General features: G+C 61.0%; 21 protein-coding genes and 1 pseudogene. 10 read left to right on the forward strand and 12 right to left on the reverse strand.

Going from position 1 to position 18,516, the window contains the following annotated elements:
- Window positions 1-59 precede the first annotated feature (59 nt).
- The 4 genes from codB to TU75_RS19885 form a co-directional block, all read right to left on the reverse strand.
- Window positions 60-1,328, reverse strand: coding sequence for a cytosine permease (gene codB / locus TU75_RS19870; protein ID WP_015371744.1), 1,269 nt, complete (start codon window positions 1,326-1,328; stop codon window positions 60-62).
- A gap of 164 nt (window positions 1,329-1,492) precedes the next feature.
- Complete coding sequence (locus tag TU75_RS19875) at window positions 1,493-1,933, reverse strand: GNAT family N-acetyltransferase (RefSeq protein ID WP_060549854.1); 441 nt, start codon at window positions 1,931-1,933, stop codon at window positions 1,493-1,495.
- Window positions 1,934-2,017: 84 nt separating this feature from the next.
- Window positions 2,018-2,374 carry a 6-carboxytetrahydropterin synthase QueD gene (gene queD, locus TU75_RS19880; protein WP_003237990.1) on the reverse strand — a complete coding sequence of 119 codons (357 nt, stop codon included), beginning with the start codon at window positions 2,372-2,374 and terminating at the stop codon, window positions 2,018-2,020.
- Between the two features lie 90 nt (window positions 2,375-2,464).
- Window positions 2,465-3,544, reverse strand: a complete 1,080-nt coding sequence (locus tag TU75_RS19885; protein WP_060549855.1) for a patatin-like phospholipase family protein — start codon at window positions 3,542-3,544, stop codon at window positions 2,465-2,467.
- Window positions 3,545-3,733: 189 nt separating this feature from the next.
- Here TU75_RS19885 and TU75_RS19890 point away from each other — a divergent pair, with 189 nt between their 5' ends.
- The 4 genes from TU75_RS19890 to TU75_RS19905 are packed head-to-tail and all read left to right on the forward strand — an operon-like array spanning window position 3,734 to window position 6,331.
- Window positions 3,734-4,036, forward strand: coding sequence for a PepSY domain-containing protein (locus TU75_RS19890; RefSeq protein ID WP_032871482.1), 303 nt, complete (start codon window positions 3,734-3,736; stop codon window positions 4,034-4,036).
- Window positions 4,036-4,347, forward strand: a complete 312-nt coding sequence (locus TU75_RS19895; protein WP_060549856.1) for a PepSY domain-containing protein — start codon at window positions 4,036-4,038, stop codon at window positions 4,345-4,347. The genes TU75_RS19890 and TU75_RS19895 overlap by 1 nt, the downstream gene beginning before the upstream one ends.
- Window positions 4,347-5,015 carry a response regulator transcription factor gene (locus TU75_RS19900; RefSeq protein WP_060549857.1) on the forward strand — a complete coding sequence of 223 codons (669 nt, stop codon included), beginning with the start codon at window positions 4,347-4,349 and terminating at the stop codon, window positions 5,013-5,015. The genes TU75_RS19895 and TU75_RS19900 overlap by 1 nt, the downstream gene beginning before the upstream one ends.
- Window positions 5,012-6,331, forward strand: coding sequence for a sensor histidine kinase (locus TU75_RS19905; RefSeq protein ID WP_003237976.1), 1,320 nt, complete (start codon window positions 5,012-5,014; stop codon window positions 6,329-6,331). Before TU75_RS19900 ends, TU75_RS19905 begins: the two co-directional genes overlap by 4 nt.
- Before the next feature lie 322 nt (window positions 6,332-6,653).
- On the opposite strand, the gene TU75_RS28645 is transcribed toward TU75_RS19905, so the two are convergent.
- A complete protein-coding gene (locus TU75_RS28645; RefSeq protein ID WP_370671330.1) occupies window positions 6,654-7,409 on the reverse strand; it encodes a methyl-accepting chemotaxis protein in 756 nt (251 codons plus the stop codon).
- A gap of 102 nt (window positions 7,410-7,511) precedes the next feature.
- A pseudogene (locus TU75_RS28650) lies at window positions 7,512-8,801 on the reverse strand (methyl-accepting chemotaxis protein); the annotation flags it as partial.
- A 242-nt stretch (window positions 8,802-9,043) separates the two neighbouring features.
- Between TU75_RS28650 and TU75_RS19915 the strand changes: the two are divergent.
- Entirely contained in the window at window positions 9,044-10,363 is a 1,320-nt protein-coding gene (locus tag TU75_RS19915; RefSeq protein ID WP_162276125.1) for a Na+/H+ antiporter family protein, read from the forward strand.
- Window positions 10,364-10,484: 121 nt separating this feature from the next.
- Window positions 10,485-11,552 (forward strand): AI-2E family transporter, encoded by a 1,068-nt coding sequence (locus tag TU75_RS19920; protein WP_003237970.1) that lies wholly within the window; start codon window positions 10,485-10,487, stop codon window positions 11,550-11,552.
- On the opposite strand, the gene TU75_RS27695 is transcribed toward TU75_RS19920, so the two are convergent.
- The 3 genes from TU75_RS27695 to TU75_RS19935 form a co-directional block, all read right to left on the reverse strand.
- The gene (locus TU75_RS27695; RefSeq protein ID WP_003237966.1) at window positions 11,549-11,722 is read right to left on the reverse strand and encodes a hypothetical protein; all 174 of its coding nucleotides are present in this window, start codon (window positions 11,720-11,722) and stop codon (window positions 11,549-11,551) included. The two genes, TU75_RS19920 and TU75_RS27695, sit on opposite strands and share 4 nt — an antisense overlap.
- 90 nt (window positions 11,723-11,812) lie before the next feature.
- A complete protein-coding gene (locus TU75_RS19930; protein ID WP_003237965.1) occupies window positions 11,813-12,007 on the reverse strand; it encodes a hypothetical protein in 195 nt (64 codons plus the stop codon).
- A 244-nt stretch (window positions 12,008-12,251) separates the two neighbouring features.
- Window positions 12,252-12,626, reverse strand: coding sequence for a hypothetical protein (locus TU75_RS19935; RefSeq protein ID WP_169896687.1), 375 nt, complete (start codon window positions 12,624-12,626; stop codon window positions 12,252-12,254).
- Between the two features lie 157 nt (window positions 12,627-12,783).
- On the opposite strand from TU75_RS19935, the gene TU75_RS19940 reads away from it, so the two are divergent.
- Window positions 12,784-13,602 carry a shikimate 5-dehydrogenase gene (locus TU75_RS19940; RefSeq protein WP_060549859.1) on the forward strand — a complete coding sequence of 273 codons (819 nt, stop codon included), beginning with the start codon at window positions 12,784-12,786 and terminating at the stop codon, window positions 13,600-13,602.
- A 121-nt stretch (window positions 13,603-13,723) separates the two neighbouring features.
- On the opposite strand, the gene TU75_RS19945 is transcribed toward TU75_RS19940, so the two are convergent.
- A complete protein-coding gene (locus TU75_RS19945) occupies window positions 13,724-14,374 on the reverse strand; it encodes a YceH family protein (protein ID WP_015371750.1) in 651 nt (216 codons plus the stop codon).
- 115 nt (window positions 14,375-14,489) lie between these two features.
- On the opposite strand from TU75_RS19945, the gene TU75_RS19950 reads away from it, so the two are divergent.
- Window positions 14,490-14,999, forward strand: coding sequence for a DUF1993 domain-containing protein (locus TU75_RS19950; RefSeq protein ID WP_003237956.1), 510 nt, complete (start codon window positions 14,490-14,492; stop codon window positions 14,997-14,999).
- Window positions 15,000-15,067: 68 nt separating this feature from the next.
- Here TU75_RS19950 and sstT read toward each other — a convergent pair whose 3' ends face one another.
- Both sstT and nhaR read right to left on the reverse strand, forming a co-directional pair.
- Entirely contained in the window at window positions 15,068-16,288 is a 1,221-nt protein-coding gene (gene sstT, locus TU75_RS19955; RefSeq protein ID WP_032871475.1) for a serine/threonine transporter SstT, read from the reverse strand.
- Window positions 16,289-16,417: 129 nt separating this feature from the next.
- Entirely contained in the window at window positions 16,418-17,320 is a 903-nt protein-coding gene (gene nhaR, locus TU75_RS19960) for a transcriptional activator NhaR (protein ID WP_003237952.1), read from the reverse strand.
- A gap of 134 nt (window positions 17,321-17,454) precedes the next feature.
- Here nhaR and TU75_RS19965 point away from each other — a divergent pair, with 134 nt between their 5' ends.
- Together TU75_RS19965 and TU75_RS19970 are read left to right on the forward strand one after the other, a co-directional pair.
- Window positions 17,455-17,706 carry a hypothetical protein gene (locus tag TU75_RS19965; RefSeq protein WP_003237950.1) on the forward strand — a complete coding sequence of 84 codons (252 nt, stop codon included), beginning with the start codon at window positions 17,455-17,457 and terminating at the stop codon, window positions 17,704-17,706.
- Window positions 17,707-17,734: 28 nt separating this feature from the next.
- A complete protein-coding gene (locus TU75_RS19970; protein WP_003237949.1) occupies window positions 17,735-18,484 on the forward strand; it encodes a TerC family protein in 750 nt (249 codons plus the stop codon).
- The last annotated feature ends 32 nt before the right edge of the window (window positions 18,485-18,516 follow it).

Raw genomic sequence — 18,516 nt, forward strand, 5'->3', positions numbered from 1 at the left:
GTTCCTCTTGGCTAAAAACAATCAGGCGGTCGACAGATTACCACCGGCGAGGGTAGGGCTCATGCCTGTGCGTCAGCCAATGGTTCGCGTACGCGCAGTACCGCAGTGAGCAGCATGTAGGTCAGGGAAGCGGCGACTATCCCCACCAGTGGTGCCACCCAGGGCGAGCTGAACGCAAGCACTGTACCGACGACATAGGCCGTCAATCCCGGCCAGTTGAAGGCGGGCAGGCGTGCAACGGCCAGGCGCGGGTAACGTCCACGATAGCGGTAGAAGAAATCCGCCATGATCACGCCGCCTATTGGGGGGATCACGGTGCCCAGCAGAATCAGGTACGGGACCAGCATGTCATACATGCCCAGCAAGGCCAGCAGGGTGCCGATCACTGCGCCCGTCAGGGTCACGGTCTTGCGGCGGCGAGTGCGTAACAGGTTGCAACCGGCCACGGCGAAGTTGTAAATGGTGTTGTCCTGAGTGCTCCAGATGTTGAGCAGCAACATGGCCATCGCTGCCATGGCAAAGCCTTGCAGCAGCAACACTTCCACCACGTCAGGTTGTTGATAGACGATGGCGCCGTAAGCGCCGATCAATACCATCAAGCCATTGCCGACAAAAAATCCGATCAGGCTGGCCAGCACCGCGACTCTGGCCGAGCGGGAAAATCGCGTCCAGTTGGTGGCCTGGGTCGCCCCGCTGACAAAGGTACCAAACACCAGGGTGATCGCCGTGGACAGGTTCAACTCACCCGTCGGCACCACCGCCAGCAGGCCATCGAGCCCGCCGACTTTTTCTGTTGCCACCCACATCGACAGGCACAACAGAATGCCCATCGCCGGCACCGCGATATACGACAGGATCTCAAGGCCGCGATACCCCACGTATGCCGTCGCGCAGAACATCAGTCCAAACAGCACCATCAAACCCAGCACGCTGCCCTGGCTCAATGCGAAATATTTGCCCAGTACCACGGCTGCCGTGGCGGTACCCCAGGCATACCAGCCGATCTGGGTAAAACCAAGGATCAGGTCGCTGAGCTTGCTGCCCATCTCGCCGAAGCAGAAGCGGCCCATCAGCACCGAGTTCAAGCCGCTCTTGAACGCGATGTAACCCAGGCCCGCGGCGTAGATGCCCAACAGCAGGTTACCCAGCGCCACGACACCGAGCATATCGACGAAGCTGAACGCCACACCCAGCTTGCCGCCGGCAAACATGGTCGCCGTAAAAAAAGTGAACCCCAGCAGCACCATTGCGGTGGACGCCAGGCCTTTGCGCGCATGCAGAGGGACTTCGCTGAGAGGGTAATCGTTGCCCGGTTCGTGCTGCGTCATGTGACTTGCTCCCTGATGGTTGACGCAGGGGTTGTTGCACCGCGCGTGCCAAACCTGCAGGCGGTCAATGATCACTGCACCGCACTTTTAGCCATCTGAGAGAACCTGTGCTCACCCAGCGCGAAAGCGGTGCAGCGGTGAGACAAATTGGATCGCTCGGCGAGTCAGAGTTGTTTGCTCATATACACCCTGCGCAGACCGTTCTCGACGCAATGATGGGTTTTTACATAGCCTCTGCGAGTGTAGAGCGCGATATTTTCGGTCATGGCTTCATTGGTGTAGAGGATGATGTTCGAATAGCCCGAGTCAACAGCTTGCCGCTCGGCAAAGTCCATCAGCTGCCGCCCGAACCCGAGGCCCTGGGCGTTCGGGTCGACGGCGAGGTTATCCAGCAAGAGCGCATTACTGGCGGCGACGAGGATGATAAAACCCTGAACCCGCCCGGCATTGTCCAGCACATGCACTCCGCCGCAGGCAACCCGTTGGTGATAGTCCTCCAGCATCGGGCCGGGTTTACGACCGATGCGCTCTATGTACGGCGCGTAGGCAGCCTGGACAATCAGCTCAATGGCAGCGACATCGTGGGCGGTAGCGGTGCGTATCATTGTTGCGGGCTCCGTCGAAAAATGAGTCGCATGTGGTCGTGCACAAAAAAGCCACCCGCAGGTGGCTTTGCTTTCATCAACCGCTCACTCGCCGCGATAGATGCAACCGCTGGTGCAAGTCTCATGGATGCGGATCGCGCTGAGTTCCGGCAGCAGGGGTTTGAGTTCGGTCCAGATCCACTTGGCCAGCACTTCGCTGGTGGGGTTTTCCAGACCGGGAATATCGTTGAGGTAGTTGTGGTCGAGGCGTTCGTAGAGCGGCTTGAAAATCGCCTTGATCTCCGAGAAGTCGCGAATCCAGCCGGTATGGGGATCCAGGTCGCCGCTCAGATGGATCGCCACCTTGAACGAATGCCCATGCAGGCGCCCGCATTTGTGGCCTTCGGGGACATGGGGCAGGCGGTGGGCGGATTCGAACGTAAACTCTTTGAAGATTTCCACGGTATTTTCAGCTCGGTCAGGTATCTGGCAGGCGGCGAGTTTAACAGCTTGACCCCGCACTGCGCATACCGTCCCTCGTGCAGTAGCGCATTAGAGAGCCAACAGCCGCTCGCCCAACCTGCCGTTATCCGCCAATTCCAGAAACTCATCCCCCAGCCGCCGGCTCTCACTCATCGCGGTTTGCCAGTATTTGTGGCGGCTCGCGTCATCCCCCAGGAAGCGCTTGAAGTCGCTGCGGTCCGGTAGCTTGCCGTGGGGCAGGCGAGCGAGATAGTCCTTTGAGGGGGCCAGCAGCAACACATCCTGCAAACCTTGTTGACTGCTGCGGCGCCATGGCAGGCCCTTGTCGAACCAGCCGGGAATGACCCGGTCGGTGAAGTGCGGGTACAGCACGATGTCATCGCCGTGGTAGGGCAGGTCGAGGTGGTAATCCAGCAGGCCGCCGTCACGGTAGGTGCCTGCACCGGCGCCGGGCAGGTCGCGCACACCTTGCATTACCATGGGGATCGAGCCAGAGGCGAGCAGGGCCTGGCGCAGGTTGCCCACGCCCAGCTCAATGAAGCGCGACGGGAAATCCTTCAAGGCATGCACCGGCGGCGCCTGGCGCGGGTCGTGAATGATCAGCCGCTCGAAATGCCGTGACAGCCGTGCGCGAGCGCGCAGGTTGTCGGCAATCACCGACGACAGGCCCAGACCCAGCCGTCCGCGGTGGTCATCGGCGAGCAGGCCGTGGCTCTTGACCACCATGATGTTCAGCCGATAGTCGGGGTTGTCCAGCACCCGTGCATCGCGGCCGGCCAGCAGGTCGTCGAGCATGCGCTGGCAACTGCGGGTGACCTCGGCCATGGTCACGCCTTTGGCAAAGCGTTGTTCGTTATACAGGCGGCCGAGGTCGAGCAGGCCTTGCACCGGGTCGGGCAAGCAGGCACTGGCAAACCGCCAGGAACCGATGGACGCGCCGATCAGTGCACGCTCACGGGGTGCACGGCGCAGCCAGTCGCCGAACAGCGCCAGGTCCAGACCCTGGATGCCCAGGGCCTTGGGGCCGCCAGCCGCGCCCGGCAGAATGCCGACCTCGGCAGGCGCGAGGCCTTGCTCACGAATACGGGTGAACGCACGTTTGCCGGCCTTGAGGGTCAGGGCGCAAAACTTGACATGAATAGCGGCCATACACGTCTCAAACTGAAGGAGCGGGTTCGCTCGAGAAAAAGGTCAACGATAACGCGTGTATGAGGAATAAACAGAGTATCAACAGGAGTTTTCTTATTGAAAATTGCCATGGTGGCAATTCAGTTTGAGTTAAGTTGCGGCGCGTACCTTCGCAGATGTAGGAAAAACATCCTGAAACGGAGACTCATCATGAAGCGCCTCACAGCGCTGGTCGCCGCCGGTATCATCGCTGCGTTTGCGGTGCAGGCGTGGGCAGTGAACCCCGACAAACCACCGAATGTGCCCGGCGCTGTTACCATTGTCGCCTTCGATCAGCTCGAGGCCACGGCGCTGGCTTTGCATCCGGGTTCGACCCTGCTGGACACCGACCTGGACGAGCACTACGGCAGGTACATCTATGAGGTCGAGCTCGAGGATGCCCATGGCGTCGAGTGGGACGTTGAACTGGACGCGCTCTCCGGGCATGTTCTCAAGAATCATCAGGATACGTAATGACGGTATATCGACGCGTCGCGAGTCTGGCAGTGCTGGTGTTCCTGGCCTTCTGCTCAAGCCTGGCCGCCCGCGACCTCAACCAGGACGAAGCCTTGGCGCTGCGCCAGCAGGGAGTGATCCTGCCGCTGGAGCAACTGCTGCAGCAGGCCATGGCGCGGCATCCCGGGTCCAGGCTGCTTGAAGCGGAGCTTGAGAAAAAGCACGGCGAGTACGCTTATGAAGTCGAACTGGTGACGACAGAAGGCGTGGTGCGCGAAATCAAACTCGACGCCACCACCGGTGTGCTGATCAAGGATAAGGAAGACTGATGCGCCTGCTATTGGTGGAAGACAACGTACCGCTGGCCGATGAGCTGCTCGCCGGCCTGCAGCGTCAGGGTTACGCGGTCGATTGGCTGGCCGATGGGCGCGACGCCGTGTATCAAGGCCGCAGCGAACCTTACGACCTGATCATCCTCGACCTTGGCCTGCCGGGCCTGCCCGGGCTCGACGTATTGGCGCAATGGCGCGCAGCGACGCTGGCCATCCCGGTGCTGATTCTCACCGCCCGCGACTCCTGGGCCGAACGCATCGAAGGGCTCAAGGCCGGCGCCGACGATTACCTGAGCAAACCCTTTCACCCCGAAGAACTGCACCTGCGCATTCAGGCGCTGTTGCGCCGCTCCCATGGGCACGCGAACCAGCCGACCCTGCAAGCGGCCGGTCTGCACCTGGATGAAGGGCGCCAGTGCGTGCTGCGCGACGGCGAGGAAATCCAGCTGACCGCTGCGGAATTTCGTCTGCTGCGCTATTTCATGCTGCACCCGGAGCAGATCCTGTCGAAAAGCCATCTGGCCGAGCATCTGTACGACGGTGAGACGGAGCGCGACTCCAACGTGCTGGAAGTGCATGTCAATCATCTGCGACGCAAACTGGGACGCAGCGTGATCGAAACCCGGCGCGGCCAGGGTTACCGGTTTGGCGCCAGCCCTGCATGAGGTCGATCCAGCGGCGCCTGAGCCTGGGGTTGATCAGCGTGATGGTGATCGTCGGCGTGGTGCTGGCGCAAACCAGCCTGTGGTTGTTCGAGGCCGGATTGCAGCGCTACCTGGAAGCCGGTCTGCGCAACGACAGCGAGAACCTGCTAGTGGCGCTGGTACGCGGGCCGGGCGGTGTGCAACTCGATGAACAGCGCTTGTCGCCGGCCTACCAGCGGCCGTTTTCGGGGCATTATTTCCGTATCGATTTTGCCGACACCCACTGGCGCTCCCGGTCACTGTGGGATCAGGAACTGCCCAGGCTGCCCGAAGCCGGTCTCAAGGGCAACTTGCAACTGGGTCCGGAAGGTCAGCAACTGCTGGTGTTGCGTTCGGATTACAAACGTTTTGGCCAGTCGATTTCCATCAGCGTGGCCCAGGATTACACGCCGGTACGCGAAAGCTTTCGCCTGATGCGTCAGATTGGTCTTGTAATGGGGCTGGCAGCCTTGTTGCTGGTGCTGGTGCTGCAGCGAGTCACGGTGCGTCGCGCCTTGCGGCCGCTGGAAACCGCACGCAACCAGATCGCCCAGTTGCAACAGGGCCAGCGCTCGCAACTGGACACCCAGGTGCCGCTGGAGCTGGAGCCGCTGGTGGCGCAGATCAACCACCTGCTGGCCCACACTGAAGACAGCCTCAAGCGCTCACGCAATGCCCTGGGCAACCTTGGCCACGCGTTGAAAACACCGTTGGCCGTGATGCTGAGTGCGGCGTCGAGCGAGGCGCTCAAGGAGCACCCGCAGTTAAGCAGGCTGCTGCGCGACCAGCTCGAACAGGTGCAACAACGCCTCAACCGTGAACTCAATCGCGCTCGGTTGGCCGGCGAGACCCTGCCGGGGGCGTTGTTTGACTGTGAACAAGAGCTGCCGGGCCTGCTCGCCACCTTGAACATGATCCACGGCGAACACCTGGACCTGAGTTATCACGTCGCCCCCGGCCTGCAACTGCCGTGGGACCGCGAAGATTTGCTGGAGCTGCTCGGCAACCTGCTGGACAACGCCTGCAAGTGGGCGGATGCCGACGTACGGCTGACGATCAGCGAGACTGAAAAGACGTACCTGCTGGCAGTGGAAGATGACGGTCCAGGCATTCCCGAGGACCAGCGCCAGCAAGTGCTGAGTCGTGGCACTCGCCTGGACGAACAGATTGACGGCCACGGCCTGGGGTTGGGCATCGTGCGTGACATCGCCGAGGTGTGGGGCGGGATGCTGCAGTTGCAGGAATCCGAATTGGGTGGCCTGAAGGTATTGATCGAGCTGCCCAAACGCCATGCCTGAGCGTCGAAAACCAATATGTGGGTGAGGGAACAAGCTTTCACCCCGAAGTATTGACTGCGTACGCGTTATTTCAGGCGACCTCATCCCTGTCGCGAGCGGGCTTGTTGTGGCGAGCGGGCTTGCCCCGCGTTGGGGTGCGAAGCGCCCCCAATCCAGCAAAACGCGGTGTACCTGATACGGCTCAGCGCCTGGTTTTGGGGCTGCTGCGCAGCCCAACGCAGGACAAGCCTGCTCGCCACAGGGAATCTGCGCTTAACTGAACGGCATTGGGGCAAGCGGGCTTGCCACGGAGGCTGCTGGTGCAGCCGCCACTTCCCGAGGCTTACACCCTGAACTGGTCCATCAACCCCTGCTGCTGATTAGCCAGGCTGTTCAACGCCTGGCTCACTCGGGCCGACTCATTGGCCTGCTCCGACAAGGATTCGGTCACATCCCGGATCGTTGCCACGTTGCTGTTGATCTCCTCGGCCACCGCGCTTTGTTCTTCTGCGGCGCTGGCGATCTGCAGGTTCATGTCGCTGATCACCGTGACCGCCTCGCCAATCTGACGCAACGCGGTCACTGCCTGGCCGACCTGTTCGACGCTGCCTTGGGCCTGGCGATAGCTGCTGCCCATGGCGCCCACCACGGTTTCAGTGCCGTCTTGCAACTGTTCGATCACCTGGCGGGTTTCTTCCACCGACTCCTGAGTGCGTCGCGCCAGGTTGCGCACTTCATCGGCCACCACTGCAAAGCCGCGACCGGCCTCACCGGCGCGGGCGGCCTCGATGGCTGCGTTCAGCGCCAGCAGGTTGGTCTGCTCGGCAATGGCGCGAATCACTTCCAGCACTGAACCGATTTTTTCGCTATTGACGGCCAAGCCTTCGACCTGAGTCATGGTGGCGCTCATGCCGGCGGCAAGCTCACCGATATTGCGCGTGGTGCGGTCGATCACCGTCAAGCCATCGCGGGTCGCCTGGTCGGCATCGCGTGCAGCTTGCGCAGCTTGGGCGGCGCTGCTGGCCACGTCCTGCGCGGTGGCGCTCATCTCATGGGAGGCGGTGGCCACCTGGTCGACCTGGCGATACTGCTGCTCCATACCGGCGCTGGTCTGGGTGGCAATCGCGGCGGATTGATCAGCGGTGCCGCGAGCGTCCTGCACCGAGCGTTTGACCTCGGCAATAATCGGTTGCAGCTTGTCGAGGAAACGATTGAACCAGCCGGCCAGTTGCCCCAGCTCATCGTGTTTGGCGTAGGCGAGGCGGCGGGTCAGGTCGCCTTCGCCGCTGGCGATATCCTCCAGCATGCGTGCCACGCCGAGGATCGGCCGCGTCACGCTGCGAGCCATCAGCCACACCAGCATCAAGCCGAGTATGGCGGCCAGCAGGCCCAGGCTCAGCTCCAGCCAGGTGCCGCGGGCGTTGTCGGCATCCAACTGTGCCTTCAGCGCTTCGGCCGGGCCCATCAGGATTTTTTCCGGCACATCCAGCAACACGCCCCAGGGTTTGCCGTCTGGAATGGGGGTGAACGGCGCGAGCACTTTCAGTTGATGGTCGGCGCGCAGGCTCTGCACCCGGGTGCTACCGGCGAGTGCGCTGATCAGTTGCGCGCCGCTGGTACGGTCGACCTGGTCCAGACGCTGGCTGAGTTTGCTCGCATCCGCGCTGTAGCCGGCGAGCAAACCGGTGGCGCTGAGGATGCTGACCTGGGTCTGGCCGTCATACAGCTTCTGGCTGGCCTGCTGGCTCACCGCCTGCAGGCTGTTGAGGTTGATGTCCACCGACAGTGAAGCGACGACCTTGCCATCGACCAGCAGCGGGAACACGATGCTGGTCATCAGCACATTCTGCCCGTCGATCACATAAAAATACGGCTCGATCACGCAAGGTTTAAGGGTGGCGCGTGGGCATGTGAACCAGGCGTTGGCGTTCTCCCCGCTGGGACCGACGGAAGCGTCGGCCATGTCGCTTTCAGGTAGCGCCATCGAGGTGATCTTGCCCTGCGTCGGTTGCGACCAGTACAGCGCGAAACGTCCCTTTTCATTGCTGCCCAGTTCGGCCTGGTTGGCGAACAGCTCATCCTTGCCATCCAGTGCATTGCTCTCGAACACCAGGGACAGGCCGAGCAGATCGGGGTTGGCCTGCAATGCGGCCTTGACCTGGCGGGTCAGGTCTTCGCGGGTATCAAATGCGTCGAGAAAACGTTTTTCGGCCTGCTCGCGCAGGAACAACACCTGACGCGCGAAACCGTGGCCGTACTGATAGGCGTCCATGAACTGCCGACGAATGCTCAGTGCCTGCCCTTCACCCTGTGCCTCGATGCGAGCCTGGGCCGCCTCGTCGAGCATTTGCATGCTGGCAGCCTTGACCTGTGCCGAACTGTGTTCCATGCGATACAGCGACAGGCCCACGAGCAGGGTGACGATGCCCAGCAGGCACAAGCCGGCGAGCAGGGTGATTTTCCATTGAATGGACAACTGTCTAAGGGACATCAAAAAGCATCCTTAACCGGAAGGCACAGAGAACTACTGTGTCGGCTGCGGTAAGCGCTTCTTTATTCAAACGATCAATCAAAACCTGAAAACGGCGCCGTTTTTTGACATGCGGCTCCGCCTGCTGCAAAGTGCGCGGCCTCTAACAAGACCTCCTTGACGCCTGTTCGCCGGCCGCCCTATTCATTGGCTGCGCGCGCGGGCATGCCTGTCTTTTTATGTTTCTGCCTGAGGTAACCATGATTAACGCAGTCATCGCCGCGGTCGGCACAATGCTGGTGCTCAGTCTGTCCCGCGTGCATGTGGTCATCGCCATCATCATCGGCGCCCTGGTGGGTGGCTTGACCGGTGGCCTGGGCATCGAGGCCACGCTTCAGGCGTTCAACGGCGGTTTGGGTGGCGGTGCGACCGTGGCCTTGTCCTACGCTTTGCTCGGCGCTTTCGCGGTGGCGATTGCCAAATCCGGCCTGGCCCATGCGCTGGCGGACAAGGCGCTGATGCTGGTCGACCGCCAGGACGCCACCGGTGGCAGCCACGTCAAATGGTTGCTGATCGGCCTGCTGTGGGGGGTGGCGATTGCCTCGCAGAACATCCTGCCGATCCATATCGCGTTCATTCCGTTGTTGGTTCCTCCGTTGCTGTACGTGCTGACCAAGCTGCAACTGGACCGCCGCCTGATCGCCTGCGTGATGACCTTCGGCCTGATCACGCCGTACATGTTCCTGCCGGTGGGCTTCGGCAATATTTTCCTCAACCAGATCCTGCTGGCCAATGTGGCCAAGAGCGGCGTGGACATAAGCCAGGTCAACGTCACCCACGCCATGGGCCTGCCGGCAATGGGCATGGTGGTCGGCCTGCTGGTGGCGGTGTTTGTCAGCTACCGCAAAAAGCGCGTGTACGATCTCAAGAAAATCGAGCGCGTCGAGCAGGTGGCCGTGCAGTACAACCCGCTGACCCTGCTGGTGGCCGGGCTGGCGATTGCCTCGGCGTTCATCATTCAGTTGTGGCTGGACTCGATGATCATCGGCGCGTTGGCCGGGTTCCTGATTTTCTCGGTATCGGGCATCGTGCGCTGGCGCGAAACCGATGATCTGTTCACCGAAGGCATGAAGATGATGGCAATGATCGGCTTCATCATGATCGCCTCGTCGGGCTTTGCCGAAGTACTCAAGGCCACCGGTGACGTGCGCTCGCTGGTGGAAGCTTCGGCAGCGTTCATCGGCCACAGCCGTGGAGTGGGAGCGTTGTTGATGCTGCTGGTGGGCCTGCTGGTGACCATGGGCATCGGTTCGTCGTTTTCCACGGTGCCGATTCTCGCGGCGATCTTCGTGCCGCTGTGCGTGCAACTGGGCTTCAGCCCGCTGGCTATCGTGTGCATCGTCGGCACGGCTGGGGCGCTGGGCGATGCCGGTTCGCCGGCCTCCGATTCTACCCTCGGCCCAACCTCGGGCCTGAACATCGACGGCCAGCATCACCATATCTGGGACACCGTGGTGCCGACTTTTCTGCACTACAACATCCCGTTGCTGGCCTTTGGCTGGGTCGCGGCGATGACCCTCTGAGACGAACGCCGCTCTCTACCGTTTTACAACGGCTACGCTCAGCGCAACAAAGATGGCACTCGCAGGATTCGCTGCGGACTAAGCAGCAGGATGCACCCCGCTTTTTTCACACGGACCGGACATGAACGCGACCAACCTTCAATTCAAAACCCTGCTGCTGATGCTGGTCCTGGTGACCGTAGCGTTTATCTGGATATTGCTGCCGTTCTACGGCGCGGTGTTCTGGGCAGTGATACTTGGCATCATCTTTGCGCCCATGCAGCGCCGCGTGCAGGCGAAATTCGGCTGGAACCGCAACCTCACGTCCCTGACCACGTTGACGGCGTGCCTGGTGATCGCGATCCTGCCGGTGATCATCACCAGCGCCTTGCTCGTGCAGGAGGGCGCCACCCTGTACAAGAATATTGAAAGCGGCAAGCTGGATGTGGCCGGTTATATCGAGCAGTTCAAGAACTTCCTGCCGCCTTACTTCCAGCATCTGCTTGACCGTTTTGGCATGGGCAATCTGGAAGGCCTGCGCGAAAAGATCGTCAAGGGCGCGATGCAGGGCAGCCAGTTTTTTGCATCCCAGGCGTTCAGCTTCGGCCAGGGCACGTTTGATTTCCTGGTGAGCTTTTTCATCATGCTGTATCTGCTGTTTTTTCTGCTGCGTGATGGTCCGGAGCTGGTGCGCAAGGTGCGCACCGCGGTGCCGCTGGCCGAGCCGCAAAAGCGTCGCCTGCAATTGAAGTTCAACCGGGTGGTGCGGGCGACGGTCAAGGGCAACGTGCTGGTGGCGGTGACTCAGGGCGCGCTGGGCGGCTTGATTTTCTGGTTTCTCGACATTCCCAGCTCGCTGCTCTGGGCCGTGCTGATGGCGTTTCTATCGTTGTTGCCAGCGGTTGGCGCGGGGATTGTATGGGCGCCTGTAGCGGTTTACTTCCTGCTGAGTGGGGCGATCTGGCAGGGCGTGGTGCTGGGCCTGTTCGGCGTGTTCGTGATCGGCCTGGTGGACAACGTGCTACGCCCGATTCTGGTCGGCAAGGACACCAAGATGCCGGACTACCTGATCCTGATCTCTACCTTGGGCGGTCTGTCGGTGTTTGGCCTCAATGGCTTTGTGATCGGGCCACTGGTGGCGGCGCTGTTCATGTCCAGCTGGGCGCTGTTCGTGGAGACCAAGCCGCGGGTCAAGTTGCCGTTGCCTTAAGCGTGAAGCGACGTTTTTTGCAGTTGCTGTTTTGCGTCGGACAATGACATGAGCGGGCCACTGATGGGCTCGCCATCGCTGACCAGGTACCAGCAGGCCAGCAGACCCAGGTTGCGCAGGGGGGCGGGAACGGCGGTGCCGACGACGGACATGATTTGAATTGTGGGCATAAGTACCTCCAAACGTGATGGCGCTACCTTAAGGCGTGTGATGGGGCGGGAAAAATCATCTGTCTCGATAGTCGTCATCAACGTCAGGCGTCAGTCCACTACCTGATCAAGCATATGCACCACTTCCGCTTCACTGAGCACGCCTTTGCGCACCAGGTTTTCCGCCAGTAACGCCAGGAACTTCGCGTTGCGGTGGCCTTCCAGGTGCTTGAGTTCGGTCAATGCGTTGTAGACCTTGCTGGATGTGCACAAGCCGGCGGTGCGATGGGGGTTCTGCGTGGGCATGGTCAGTCGTCCTATGTTGTTATTGGGTGGACAGGCGCAGTGATGAGCGTGTGAGTGGGCACCAACATGCCAGCGCCGGCCCCGGTCAAGCAAGTGGACTTTTGATCTCCATGATGTGGGATTACGCCTTGGTCGCTGTCCTCAGAGCGACCCTTGCGCGACTGAATCGGACGGTGCCCTGTGAATTGCGCGCAAAAAAAGGCCCCGCGTGTGGGCGGGGCCTGTTGATGCAACGTGCTGACGCTTACCAGCCACGGCCGTAATAGCCATGGGGAGGGCCGTAGTAGTGGGCAGGTCCGTAGTAGCCGCGCGGTGGGCCGTAATAGACCGGCGCCGGGCGGTAGTAGACCTCGCGCTGCACATATACCGGTGGCGGCGGAGCGTAGTACACCGGTGGCGGCGCCGCATAGACCGGCTGCGGTTGCACGTACACCGGCTGCTGCTGCACATAGACTTCACGGGGCTGGTTGGCCACCACGGAGCCTACTACGGCGGCGCCGACCAGCGCACCCAAGACGGCAGGGCCACCCCATCCACCACCGTGGGCGGAGGCTTGGCCGGCCATTGCGAGTGCGCCGATAAGCAAGGCGATCCTGGGGAGTTTACGCATCATGGTCATTCCTCGGTTAGCCCCTGCGCTTGTGGTCTGCAATCAATAGACTCAAGTAATGTCGCGGGGATACTTTTAAGACAACGTATTTCTGAAAAACAGCACAGCCGCCAGGTAAAGGTTGTGTAAGGTCTGTACCGATTTGCTTACCTTCAAGGAGCTACCCATGCAGATGCACCCCAACAAGGACACCCAGCTGTGCATGTCACTGTCGGCGCGTCCCGGAAATTTCGGCCTGCGTTTCCATAACCATCTGTACGAGCAGTTGGGCCTGAATTTCTACTATAAGGCCTTCAGCAGCCGCGATCTGCACGGCGCGATCGGCGGCATACGGGCGCTGGGCGTGCGCGGTTGCGGGGTGTCCATGCCGTTCAAGGAGGCCGCCATTGCCTTGGTGGACGAACTTGACGAGTCGGTTCAAGCCATCGACTCCCTCAACACCATCGTCAACACCGATGGCCATCTCAAAGCCTACAACACCGACTACATCGCCATCGAGCAACTGCTGAAAAAGCACGCCGTGCCCAAGGAATCATCCTTCGCCCTGCGTGGCAGCGGCGGCATGGCCAAGGCTGTGGCCAGTGCCTTGCGTGATGGCGGCTATGCCAATGGCGTGATCGTGGCGCGCAATGAAAAGGCGGGCAGGGCGCTGGCGAGCAATTTGGGGTATGAATGGCAAGCAGACTTGGGCGCGTTGCGCCCGCAGATGCTGGTTAACGTGACGCCAATCGGCATGACAGGCGGCGCGGAAGCAGACCAGTTGGCGTTCGACCCGGATACCGTGGATAACGCGGAAACTGTGTTCGATGTGGTGGCGATCCCCGCCGAAACACCGTTGATCGTACGAGGCCGTGCCCAGGGCAAGCGGGTGATTACAGGGTTGGAGGTGATTGCGATCCAGGCGCTGGAGCAGTTTGTGCTGTATACCGGCGTGCGGCCGACGCAGGAGCAGTTTCAGGCGGCTGTGGCCTTCGCCCGAAGCTAGAAGTGTGTACAGCCCCAAATGTGGGAGCGGGCTGGCTCGCGAAGGCGGTGTGTCAGCCACCCGATAGTTTGCTGAACCACCTCATTTGCGAGCGAGCCCGCTCCCACAGTGTTTGCTCGTGTCAGGCTTGTTCCAGCTGCGCCAGGCGCTCTTCCAGCGCCGCAATCCGCGCTTCCAGTTCTTCAATACGGTCCATGGAAACCCCGGCCGACCCGCGCTCCACGGGGTTCCCCCGCGCCGCGATAATCGCCTCGATATCCGCCGGATCGCCCAGTGCATGGGTATAACGGTCTTCCCGCTGCCCCGCCTGGCGCGGCACCAGCACGGCCAGCCCGCGCGCAATCAGACGCTCCAACTGATGCACCACTTGCTCAGCGTCCTCAAAGGCATGCATGCGCCCGCTGCGGGTCAGCAACTCGTTGACTGTCTGCGGCCCGCGCAAAAACAGCAGGCCGATAAGAATCACCTGGGCCGGCACCAGTTCCAGGGCCTTTTCCACGCGGTGCTCCCACCGGTCGGCGCGGCTGCCCATCACCAGCCGGGTAAACCCCTGGCCTTCGAGCACGCGCAGGCTTTGGCCGACCTGACCCGGGCTCAGGTTCATCACCGGCTCGCGGCTGGTCTTCTGGTTGCAGGCCAGCACCAGTGCGTTGAGGGTCAGAGGGTAGGTTTCCGGGTGGGTCGCCTGTTTTTCGATCAGGCAGCCCAGGAGGCGGATTTCCGTGCTGTTCAGGCGCGGCTCGGGGGTGTCGGTGTCGTGCTCGGCGGTCATCGCGCTTTCCCTATGCAGTGAGCGCACTAGCCTATGCCGGAAAAAATAAAAGACAAGCGGCTGGCATGCCTATAATCGCCGCTGGTTCAAACCCTGCCATAACCGTGAGACTGTCATGACTATTTCCCTGTACGCCGCCTCAATTCCGGTCTTCAAGCAAATGCTCAACGCCCTGAGCGATGTGCTGAACAAGGCCGAAGCCCACGCCACCGCCAAAAATATCGAGCCTAACGCGCTGCTGCAGGCGCGCCTGTTCCCGGACATGTTCGCACTGGTGCGCCAGGTGCAGATCGCCGTCGACTTCGCCAAGGGCGTCTCGGCGCGCCTGGCTGAGATCGACGTGCCCAAGTACGAAGACAACGAAGTCACCTTTGCCGACCTGCAAGCGCTGATCACCAAGGTGCTGGCCTTCATCGACACCCTCAAGCCCGAGCAGATCGACGGCAAGGAAGGCATCGAGATCATCACCCGCCCAGGCACACCGAAAGAGAAGCGCTTCACGGGCCAGTCCTACCTGCTGACCTACGGCCTGCCGCAGTTCTTCTTCCACGTCACCACTGCGTACGCGTTGTTGCGTCATAATGGCGTGGAAGTGGGCAAGCGCGATTACATGGGCGCGTTCTAAGCACCCCCAGTACAAAAAAACCGGGGTGGTTCTTCAATGAACCACCCCGGTTTTTTGTGTCCGCCGTATCAGGCGCTCTGTTCTTCCTGGCCCAGGCACGCCGCCGCTGTAAACAACACATCCGTCGACGAATTGAGCGCAGTTTCCGCCGAGTCCTGCAGCACCCCAATGATGAAGCCTACCGCCACTACCTGCATGGCGATTTCACTCGGGATGCCGAACAGGCTGCACGCCAGCGGAATCAGTAACAGCGAGCCACCGGCCACGCCCGAGGCGCCGCAGGCGCAGATCGCCGCGACCACGCTGAGCAACACGGCGGTGGGCAGGTCCACGGCGATACCCAGGGTGTGCACTGCGGCCAGGGTCAGCACGGTAATGGTAATCGCCGCACCGGCCATATTGATGGTGGCACCGAGTGGGATCGACACCGAGTACGTGTCCTCATGCAGCCCCAGACGCTTGCTCAACGCCAGGTTCACCGGAATATTGGCCGCCGAGCTGCGGGTAAAAAACGCGGTGATACCGCTTTCGCGCAGGCACATCAACACCAGCGGATAAGGGTTGCGACGTAGTTTCCAGAACACGATGGCGGGGTTGATCACCAGCGCCACAAACAGCATGCAACCGATCAGCACCAACAGCAGGTGCGCATAGCCGAGCAGCGCGTCGAAACCCGACGTGGCCAGGGTCGACGCGACCAGGCCGAAGATCCCCAGCGGCGCGAAGCGGATCACCACGCGCACGATCAGCGTCACACCGTTGGACAGGTCGTTCACCACCGTGCGCGTGGTTTCACCCGCGCGTCGGATCGCGACGCCCATACCGATGGCCCAGGCCAGGATGCCAATGAAGTTGGCGTTCATCAGTGCGCTGACCGGGTTGTCCACCACGCTGAGTACCAGGCTTTGCAGCACCTCGCCGATGCCGCCGGGCGCTGTCACTGCAGCGTCGTGGGTGGCGAGCACGAGGAATGACGGAAACAGCGTGCTTGCAATCACGGCAACCACGGCGGCTGCAAATGTACCCAGTAAATACAGAAACAGAATCGGCTTGATATGGGTTTGCTGGCCGTGTTTATGGTTGGCGATGGAAGCCATCACCAGCACGAACACCAGGATCGGCGCGACCGCCTTTAGCGCCGTGACAAACACCTTGCCGATAAAACCGGCAGTCCGTGCAGCCTCGGGCCACACCAAGGCCAGCAGGATGCCGGCGACCAGGCCGATGACAATTTGGGTGACCAGGCTGATGCGCAAAAGTCGTTGCAGGGGGGAAGGAGCGGCAGTCATGAAGGGTTGTCTCTGATTTTTTTAGTAGGGCGCATAGTGCAGATGGAAAAGACTGTAGGAAGCAGGCGCGAAGTCTAGCACGCTGCAGGAAGTGTCTTGATGGCTGCGGCGTTGCGTCACCCGCGCTCATCAGGGCAGGGCGGTAAACAACTCGCGCCTCGCGCCTTCGGTAATCGCCACGATGCCGGGGTGCTTGACCTTGCGCTCCACCGAAATCGCGTAAAACGACTCGGTCACCGCATCCGTCTGGCCAATCAATGCCACGCCGTATTGGCCCACCACCTCGTCCGCTATCACGCTGGGGGCGATGAATATGCCGCTACCGGATTGGCCGAATGCCTGCATCAGGGCACTGTCGTCGAACTCGCCGATGATCTTCGGCTGAATGTGCTGCTCGGAGAACCAGCGCTGCAAACGGCTGCGCACCACTGTCTCCGCGCCCGGAATCAGCAACGGCGCACCCTGCAGGCACTGCGGGAAAGCGCCGGGATACCGGTCCGCCAAGGCCTGTGTGGCGAAAAAACTGATGCCGCATTCGCCCAGTTTCTGGCTGTAGCCCTTGATGTCGAGGTGCGTCGGCATCGGGCTGTCGGAGATCACCAAGTCCAGACGCTGGATCGCCAGGTCTGCCAGTAACCGTTCGAGTTTATCTTCGCGGCAGGTGATGCGCAGCGGTTCGCTCAGCTCCATGGTGGGCGCGATCAGCCGGTAAACGATGGATTTGGGCACCACATCGGCCACCCCGACCCGGAACAGGATCTGCTGTTCATCCGGTTGCGCGCGCAGCATCGCCTCCAGTTCATTGCCGGTCTGGAACATGTGCTCGGCGTAGGGCAGGGCCTTGCGCCCGGCCTCGGTGAGTTCCAACTGACGTCCTACCCGCTGAAACAATGCGATGCCATAGGTATGTTCGAGCAGGCTGATCTGCCCGCTGATGGTCTGGGGCGTGAGGTTCAGTTGCTCGCAGGCGCGCACGATGCTGCCGGTCTTGGCCACCACCCAGAAGTAATGCAGCTGTCGGTAATTGAGCATGGCAACCTACACTTCGTGAAAACCGAAGTATACGTGAGAAAAATACGAATTTTACTGAACTGTTCGCCTGCATAGAATGCCTCGCTATCGCGGGGCCACTATCTGGACCCATTGGTTCTAACGAGGAAGGCATGATGAAACTCAATTCCCTGGGCGCGGCGTCCTTGCTAGCGCTTTCATTGGTGATGATCAGCGGGTGTGATCAGGTCGAGAAAAGTGCGCAGCAGGTGTTGGGCAAAGCCACCGAGTCGGCCAAGCAGGCCATCGATGACACCCACAAGGCCGCCGAACAGGCATTGAGTGAAGCGACACAAGGCCTGATCAGCCCGCAAAAAAAGGATGATCAGGAGAAAAACGAGTCAGACTCCACTACCCAAGACACCTAACTTCCCGGCACAACCTCAGGACTGACCTATGGACTACCTTTTACAACTGGCCGCCAGCCCCACCGCGTGGATCGCCCTGGCGACGCTGATCGTCATGGAAATCGTGCTGGGCATCGACAACCTGATCTTCATCTCGATCCTTACCAACAAACTGCCCGAGAAACATCGGGCCAAGGCGCGCCGCATCGGTATCAGCATGGCGCTGATCCTGCGTCTGGGCCTGTTGAGCACCATCGCGTTCATCGTGCAACTGACGGCGCCGGTGTTTGAAATCTTCGGTCAGGCGTTTTCGTGGAAAGACATGATCCTGATCGCCGGTGGTCTGTTTCTAGTGTGGAAGGCGACCACCGAGATCCATCACAGCATGGACCCGGAGCCGGAAGAGAAGACCAGCGCCGGCAACACCATTACCATCGGTTTTGCCGCGGCCATCGGCCAGATCCTGCTGCTGGACCTGGTGTTCTCCATCGACAGCATCATCACCGCGGTGGGCATGACCGAACACTTGCCGATCATGATCATTGCCGTGGTGACCTCGGTCATCGTGATGCTGGTGGCGGCTGAACCCCTGGCCAAGTTCATCAACGACAACCCGACCGTGGTGATGCTGGCCCTGGGCTTTTTGATCATGATCGGCATGACGCTGATCGCCGAAGGCTTCGGTGCCCATGTGCCCAAAGGCTACGTGTATGCGGCCATGGCGTTCTCGGCGGTGATCGAATGCCTGAACATCGCCCGGCGTAACCGCCACAAGCGTTTGCTCGCTGCCCGCCAGTAAGCGCTGACACAAACAGGCCGGCTGTGCTCACA

Origin of the sequence: Pseudomonas poae (genome assembly GCF_001439785.1) — a bacterium.
Classification (GTDB): Bacteria; Pseudomonadota; Gammaproteobacteria; order Pseudomonadales; family Pseudomonadaceae; genus Aquipseudomonas; species Aquipseudomonas poae.

What these genes read in the sequence shown, in the direction of transcription:
- TU75_RS19970 (WP_003237949.1), top strand. Translation starts at nt 17,735, where the DNA reads ATGGACTACCTTTTACAACTGGCCGCCAGCCCCACCGCGTGGATCGCC.
- TU75_RS19935 (WP_169896687.1), bottom strand. Translation starts at nt 12,626, where the DNA reads ATGACCATGATGCGTAAACTCCCCAGGATCGCCTTGCTTATCGGCGCA.
- TU75_RS19945 (WP_015371750.1), bottom strand. Translation starts at nt 14,374, where the DNA reads ATGACCGCCGAGCACGACACCGACACCCCCGAGCCGCGCCTGAACAGC.
- nhaR (WP_003237952.1), bottom strand. Translation starts at nt 17,320, where the DNA reads ATGCTCAATTACCGACAGCTGCATTACTTCTGGGTGGTGGCCAAGACC.
- TU75_RS19920 (WP_003237970.1), top strand. Translation starts at nt 10,485, where the DNA reads ATGAACGCGACCAACCTTCAATTCAAAACCCTGCTGCTGATGCTGGTC.
- TU75_RS19965 (WP_003237950.1), top strand. Translation starts at nt 17,455, where the DNA reads ATGAAACTCAATTCCCTGGGCGCGGCGTCCTTGCTAGCGCTTTCATTG.
- TU75_RS19930 (WP_003237965.1), bottom strand. Translation starts at nt 12,007, where the DNA reads ATGCCCACGCAGAACCCCCATCGCACCGCCGGCTTGTGCACATCCAGC.
- TU75_RS19950 (WP_003237956.1), top strand. Translation starts at nt 14,490, where the DNA reads ATGACTATTTCCCTGTACGCCGCCTCAATTCCGGTCTTCAAGCAAATG.
- TU75_RS19890 (WP_032871482.1), top strand. Translation starts at nt 3,734, where the DNA reads ATGAAGCGCCTCACAGCGCTGGTCGCCGCCGGTATCATCGCTGCGTTT.
- codB (WP_015371744.1), bottom strand. Translation starts at nt 1,328, where the DNA reads ATGACGCAGCACGAACCGGGCAACGATTACCCTCTCAGCGAAGTCCCT.
- TU75_RS19895 (WP_060549856.1), top strand. Translation starts at nt 4,036, where the DNA reads ATGACGGTATATCGACGCGTCGCGAGTCTGGCAGTGCTGGTGTTCCTG.
- TU75_RS19905 (WP_003237976.1), top strand. Translation starts at nt 5,012, where the DNA reads ATGAGGTCGATCCAGCGGCGCCTGAGCCTGGGGTTGATCAGCGTGATG.
- TU75_RS27695 (WP_003237966.1), bottom strand. Translation starts at nt 11,722, where the DNA reads ATGCCCACAATTCAAATCATGTCCGTCGTCGGCACCGCCGTTCCCGCC.
- TU75_RS19875 (WP_060549854.1), bottom strand. Translation starts at nt 1,933, where the DNA reads ATGATACGCACCGCTACCGCCCACGATGTCGCTGCCATTGAGCTGATT.
- TU75_RS19940 (WP_060549859.1), top strand. Translation starts at nt 12,784, where the DNA reads ATGCAGATGCACCCCAACAAGGACACCCAGCTGTGCATGTCACTGTCG.
- TU75_RS28645 (WP_370671330.1), bottom strand. Translation starts at nt 7,409, where the DNA reads ATGGAGCAGCAGTATCGCCAGGTCGACCAGGTGGCCACCGCCTCCCAT.
- TU75_RS19885 (WP_060549855.1), bottom strand. Translation starts at nt 3,544, where the DNA reads ATGGCCGCTATTCATGTCAAGTTTTGCGCCCTGACCCTCAAGGCCGGC.
- TU75_RS19900 (WP_060549857.1), top strand. Translation starts at nt 4,347, where the DNA reads ATGCGCCTGCTATTGGTGGAAGACAACGTACCGCTGGCCGATGAGCTG.
- sstT (WP_032871475.1), bottom strand. Translation starts at nt 16,288, where the DNA reads ATGACTGCCGCTCCTTCCCCCCTGCAACGACTTTTGCGCATCAGCCTG.